Genomic DNA, 5,751 nt, shown 5'->3' with positions numbered 1-5,751 from the left:
GGCGCGCTACCTCCGCACGCAGCCGCGCCAGTTCCATCTGTTCGGGGCTCACGGGCTTCGTGCCTGCTCCCGCGAGCTTGCCTTCCCGGTCAGCCTTCACCCAGTTGTACAGTGTCTGTTCAACCACGCCCAGTGTCGCCGCCACTGCTGCCATGCTCTGCCCGGCTTTCACCAGCCGCACAGCTTCCAGCTTGAACTCGAGCGTGTACTGTGCCCGCTTTGCCTTGCTTTTCATCGTTCTTCTCCTTGCTTTAGTCTACCTTTTCAGCAAGGGATTCGTTTTTCGGGGGCAAGCTCAGACCTTCAGCGGACCCCACAGTCTTTCGGTCGGCGCATTAGCGCTCCTGTGTTAAGTGAAGATCGGCTCACGCAATACAGCCGTCTCGAAACGAGCAAACAGGTGCGGACAGCAGTTCGCTTCCGCACTGATCATTTTCGCTGTGCTCTGGGCGAGTCCTGCAACAATGGGGCACCATGTTCTACAGTAATCTGGTTATCACCGGCGCTGCATTCTTACAGTCGCTGTGGGTTGCCCCCCCACAAAAGCGGAATGGATGTGGTCCGGTAGTATTTGAACCGTGAGGGCAATAAGAGATAAAGGTGCCGCGTTATAAACAGCAATTCAAAGCCGAGATTCAAAAACGCTTGATGCCGCCTAAAAAGGAACCGTTGGAAGCGGTTTCAATGGAAACGGGTGTGCCAGCGCACACACTCGAGAACTGGCGCGCGCAAGCGATGGCCACTGACGCGCGTCGCCGGGGATGGACTCCGCAGAAAATGCTTCGGCTGGTGGGTGATGCGATGCGGATCCCCGATGAGACCGCTAGGAACGCCTTTTTGGAGAACAATAATGTAGATCCGTTGGAGTTTATGCTATGGGGCAAAGCTGCCATGGAGGGGCTGCGCGCCTTTGGACGTGTCACTCGAGGTGAGTCAAAGGCTACTCGGTTCCGCATCAGGGCACTCGAGCGCGATCTCCGCAAAAAAGATAAAACCATGGCCTCGGCTGCCGCGCTGTTTTTAGATGGGTACGGGGAGGATTGATGCTTCTTGAGTGCTGCAATGAGGGCCTTGCAGCTTGACCTCGTCGTTGGCTAGCGCCTTGTGGTACAGGCGCCTGCCGTTCCGATCGTACGCAACGGTATGATGCTGGCCTTTACCGACATCGACATCGACGCCGACGAAGACATCGACGGCGAAATGTTGTTGAGTGTCTTGCATGGCGTTGGTGCATGGAGGCAAGAGCGTGCGCAGTGCACCCCTTACCCCACGGACTATGCTGCATGAGCCTGACAACGAACGTAAGCGGTGATTTCAGCACACCGAATAAAGAATCGTTTGCGACAGACGGGCAAGCGCAGCCGTACCGCGATGGTCGGGGTCAACCGGCGATATTCGCGTCGAGGTGATGAGCCTGCGCGTGGGCCAGCACGCCGACGCGCATTCAGTTCGTCAGCCGGTCTCTTCCTTTTCCTTTTGTTGCCGCGCGTAATTGAACGGCAGAAGGTCGGTTACATCTGCGTCCGGCGCACGCTGCGGCAACTCGGTGAGTATGTGTAGCAGGTAGTCGTATGGCTCGACGCCGCAGGCTCTGCACGTCAACATCAGGCTGTACACCGTGGCGCTCGCTTTTGCGCCATCAACTGTGTCGCTAAACAGCCATGACTTTCTCTTAGGGAAGTGTTTCCCTAAGAGAAATTATCGACACTCGATAGTTATCGAAGGTTCGTCCGGCTACGCGACCGAAGGAGACCAGCAAACGTCTGCACGGTCCCGCAAACGCGGGACCGTCGATTGACAGATCGGCACGTCAAAAGCGTGTCCAGTCGATCTGGTTTCCATAACTACAGGGTCTCCAGGAAGCGAAGCACATCGTCTTCGGGGCGATATCGGATCGGCTTTCGCGAAGGCGCCTGGAGGGATTTTAGCGCCCGCTCCTTCATTCCAAGATCGGCTTCAACATATCGATGGGTTGTGACTGGGCTTTCGTGACCGAGCCATAGCGCGATGACGGTGATATCTACACCGGATTGCAGCATGTGCATCGCTACGGAGTGCCGAACAAGATGCGGATGGACATGGCGTAGCGCAAGTTCAGGAAATTTCCTCGATGCCTCCTCGACTGCGAGGTTCAGCCGTTCGGCAAACCCGACTCGCGTTAGCGGAGCGCCGGACCGACCAGGGAAAAGCGGTTCGTGAGGGTTCCGCGGATATTGCTTCAACCAGCGCTTCAGTTCTCTGGCCGTGTCCGGCCACAGCGGCACAGAACGCTCCTTTCGGCCCTTGCCATGAATGCGTACCCATGCGATCGGACCGAAAACGAGATCGGATACACGCATCTCAAGGAGCTCGGAAACACGCGCGCCGGTGTTGTACAGCGTTACGAGCATGATGTGGTCACGTTGACCCGTCCACGTTCCCGTGTCAGGAGCGGCGATAATCGCTTCAATATGCTCACGAGACAGAAATCCGACGAGAGGTTGCTCGAACCGCTTCATCGGAATTGCCAATACGGATCGCGCGATTGCCAGCACTGACGGCTCCTCGAACGAGACATATTCCATAAACGACCGTATGGCGGCAAACCTCGCGTTGCGGCTCCGAATGCAATTATGGCGATCCTGTTCAAGATGGCGGAGAAACTCGAGAATGAATGAAGCTGTCAGATCTTCTATAGCAAGATCGGAGGGACGCTTGTGCAGACGTTGGTATGCAAAGGCTAACAGCAAGCGGAAGCTGTCGCGGTAGGCCGTCACAGTCCGGGGGCTTACGTGTCTCTGCTGTTGCAGGCGCTGCGTAAAGAATTTCTGCAGTAGCGCTGGAAACGGTTGTATGGAGGACTTGCTCATGATGTACCTCGCTGGCATCTCACGAAGCGTTGGGCTGCGATGGCTAGCAGTTCCGGGGTGGCTGTCTCATACCAGTACGTGTCGGTGACTTTGACGTGCCCAAGGTAGGTCGACAAGGCAAGAATGCTTCGATCTACGTCCAGTCCACGTGCGTACCAGTCCTCTAGCCTGTGGCAGACGAACGAATGTCTTAGGTCATGCAGGCGGAGCCGGCCATGGTCGCCGCGAGGTTGCCACTTCAATGTGTCACGGAGAACATGAAAGGCATACTCGACGCTTCGTGTGGAGGCAGGACGCCCATAGTCAAAAACGAAAAATGCCTCGCAGTTCCCGGCGAGATGTTCGAGGTCACGCGTGTTCGCATAGCGCTGCAGCGCGCGAGCCGTAGTGTGGTGTATCGGGACCCATCGTGATTTACCCAGCTTCGCGTGCCGAATATAAAGTAGCTGATGCGTAAGATCGACATCCGAGCGGGTCAGCGCCGTCGCTTCCGAGATTCGCAGGCCTGTCGACGCCATCAATCCGAAGATGGTCGCGCAGCTTGAGCCGCGCAAGCCGCCTGGCGGGTAAAGACCAGCGCAGGCCGCCATTAGCTCAATGATTTCAGTGGCACTAAAGATATGTGGCGCCAATCGACGACGGGCCGGACCTAACAGCGATCGAGGAGGAACCTCCGTTGCGGGATCGAATTGCTGACAGTATCTGGCGAACGGCCGCAACACCTCGATTCTCCGTGCTGCCGTCAACCGCCGACCACCGGGAGAACTACTGGCCCATCGAACGGCAAGCTGTCTGGTCAGCGCCCCCTGATAGCCGATCCGCTCGGCAAATCGGGCGAAGTCACGAAGCACTCCGCCTTCCGCCTTGAGCGCATAGCCCGCCTGACGGCGAATCGCGAGGTAGTCGTTGACCCACGTCATGAACGAATTTGGGCGGCTCATGAGACCCTCCCCGGCCAGGGCAGCGCCACCCGCCGAAGCGATGGAACGTCCAGCTTCGCATAAATGGACGTCGTGTCGAGGCAGCGGTGACGCAGTACGTCGGCGATTTCTTTGAATGGGGTGCCGACTTGTGTCATCCGACATGCCATCGTGTACCGGAAAATGTGCGTCCCGCGCACGCGTTGCTGAAGTCCGCAACGTTCCGCAGCGTAGCGCACCGCGTTTCTCACGATGTCCAGATTGGCTTCAGTATTGAGCGGTGGACGATGGCGTACAAAAACCTCGCGCCGCGTCGTTTGAGGTCGCCCGTCCCGCAGGTACCTGGCGATTGCTTCGCCGGTTTGTTGAGGCAAAGGCACGATGTCAATTCGACCGCCCTTACTGTGCAAATTCAAGGTCCCAGCACGCCAGTCGATGTCACCAAGGCACAGGTGAGCGACTTCTGTGCGTCGCAAGCCGAGGTCCAGCAAACAACGTGTAATGGCATAGTCGCGCATGCCGGTTGGATTGTTGTGGTCAAAGGCACTGAGCAGTTGCCTGATCTCCACAGCCGATAGCACATCGGGCAACCCTGCGAGCCGCCATGAAGGTACACGCGGCAATGCGGCGATGAGCGCTGTAGTTGGGATGCCGTGACTGGCCTTGAATCGGAAATAGCGGCGCAGCGAATTGCTCACACCCCTGATCGTACCGGGTGCGAGGCCACGTGTGCGGTGCAGGACAAAGCGGGAGACATCATCCGGCTTGAGCCTGGAAATGTCGACCTTGCGGGTACCAAACCGATCAACGAGAAATTCTCCGACATGTAGCTTGCGTGCACTTCGGGTGCTATCGGCGAGCCCGCAAACTTCCATCAAGTGGTGATCGAAATCGGCAAGCTCTCGTGCGATGAACACCGACGCATTCGAAACTGGCTGTGCATGGGTGACATCCGGCATCTCCAAGAAACGCATCAATGCGGCATGCATGTCGGCTCCCGTTCTTTTGCATTTGCCCGCGCAATGGCAGTGCGGAAGATGGTCGTAGAGAAATCGATCAATCAATGGTCCGCTGAGTTCACGCAGGCCCATTCCCTGACCTGATATCCAGTGCACGAAGTGCGCGACACTCCGGAAATAGCTCTCGACAGTTACCTGCCGATATCCACGTTCGGTCAGATATCGGCAGTATGAATCCGCATGCGCCCCCAAGCCTGCATCGGAAAACCACCGTTGCGCAAGGATGTGGCCGGGTCTGACGCGTGAGTGCGTTGGCATGATGACTCTCCCCAAAACGACAAGACAGCAAGAGGAAAGTACTCCAAATTATGGAAGGTTGTGGGACGCGCTCCACGGATTCTAACCATGGAAACAGGGACTATTGCTTGCACGTAGGAGGCGAACCTTTGATAACCATCGGATGTCGATAATTTCTCGAAGTGGCAAACGGTCTGATGTCACGTTCGCAAACATTATTATCGATGGGAGCGCAACCATCGGTGACGTAGCGGCTCAGATATTGCCACTGGTTGGGTGTATAGGCGATTGCCTTGCCGAGCAGACTCTGGGGCAGTACCTTGAGCGCCAGTTCGTCGAGCCACGCCTTGAAGGCCTCGAGCACCGGCACGCTATGCTTTTGCCGCAAGCCATATGTGTAATCAGCGCGCGTCTGGCCATCAGGCAGTTCGCCCTTGGCGAGCGCCTCGACACGGTACAGGGCCTGGAAGTATTCGAGCGCTTTCGCCACACGAGCGTTAGGTATCTTCTGTTTGCCGGAGTCCGTTTTTTTCTCGGCCGCCTTGTCCGCCTTGACGAACAGCCTCCGGGCGTGCGCGACGCATCCGAAGTGCGTGGCCTTTTTGAGCGTGCGCCAGGCGCTGTAGCCGTCGCTCATCAGCATGCCGCTGTAGTCGCCGAGAAACTTCTTCGGATGTTCCTGGCCGCGCCCCGGCTGGTAGTCGAACAGCACAACGGGTTCGGCGC

General features: G+C 57.3%; 5 protein-coding genes and 3 pseudogenes. 1 reads left to right on the top strand and 7 read right to left on the bottom strand.

Annotated elements, in window-relative coordinates; genetic code table 11:
* A partial coding sequence (locus M3A49_RS41870; protein ID WP_266233846.1) for a transposase occupies positions 1-235 on the bottom strand: 235 nt, incomplete at its 3' end.
* Between the two features lie 365 nt (positions 236-600).
* Here M3A49_RS41870 and M3A49_RS41865 point away from each other — a divergent pair.
* A complete protein-coding gene (locus M3A49_RS41865) occupies positions 601-1,044 on the top strand; it encodes a hypothetical protein (protein WP_266233946.1) in 444 nt (147 codons plus the stop codon).
* Here M3A49_RS41865 and M3A49_RS41860 read toward each other — a convergent pair.
* The 6 genes and pseudogenes from M3A49_RS41860 to M3A49_RS41835 form a co-directional block, all read right to left on the bottom strand.
* Positions 1,044-1,221, bottom strand: a pseudogene (locus M3A49_RS41860) (IS110 family transposase); the annotation flags it as partial. The gene M3A49_RS41865 and the pseudogene M3A49_RS41860 overlap by 1 nt on opposite strands.
* Before the next feature lie 231 nt (positions 1,222-1,452).
* Positions 1,453-1,671: pseudogene (locus M3A49_RS41855) on the bottom strand (transposase domain-containing protein); the annotation flags it as partial.
* 173 nt (positions 1,672-1,844) lie between these two features.
* A complete protein-coding gene (locus M3A49_RS41850; protein ID WP_266233945.1) occupies positions 1,845-2,849 on the bottom strand; it encodes a tyrosine-type recombinase/integrase in 1,005 nt (334 codons plus the stop codon).
* The gene (locus M3A49_RS41845) at positions 2,846-3,790 is read right to left on the bottom strand and encodes a tyrosine-type recombinase/integrase (RefSeq protein ID WP_266233944.1); all 945 of its coding nucleotides are present in this window, start codon (positions 3,788-3,790) and stop codon (positions 2,846-2,848) included. The genes M3A49_RS41850 and M3A49_RS41845 overlap by 4 nt, the downstream gene beginning before the upstream one ends.
* Positions 3,787-5,046 carry a tyrosine-type recombinase/integrase gene (locus M3A49_RS41840; protein WP_266233943.1) on the bottom strand — a complete coding sequence of 420 codons (1,260 nt, stop codon included), beginning with the start codon at positions 5,044-5,046 and terminating at the stop codon, positions 3,787-3,789. The genes M3A49_RS41845 and M3A49_RS41840 overlap by 4 nt, the downstream gene beginning before the upstream one ends.
* A 154-nt stretch (positions 5,047-5,200) precedes the next feature.
* A pseudogene (locus M3A49_RS41835) lies at positions 5,201-5,751 on the bottom strand (IS66 family transposase); the annotation flags it as partial.

It is taken from the genome of Paraburkholderia sp. CNPSo 3076, assembly GCF_026343935.1.
In the GTDB taxonomy this organism is placed as follows: domain Bacteria; phylum Pseudomonadota; class Gammaproteobacteria; order Burkholderiales; family Burkholderiaceae; genus Paraburkholderia; species Paraburkholderia nodosa.
This window is presented reverse-complemented; position numbering and strand designations above follow the sequence as displayed.

Coding starts and splice junctions, on each gene's coding strand:
- M3A49_RS41850 (WP_266233945.1), bottom strand. CDS start 2,849: ATGAGCAAGTCCTCCATACAACCGTTTCCAGCGCTACTGCAGAAATTC.
- M3A49_RS41845 (WP_266233944.1), bottom strand. CDS start 3,790: ATGAGCCGCCCAAATTCGTTCATGACGTGGGTCAACGACTACCTCGCG.
- M3A49_RS41840 (WP_266233943.1), bottom strand. CDS start 5,046: ATGCCAACGCACTCACGCGTCAGACCCGGCCACATCCTTGCGCAACGG.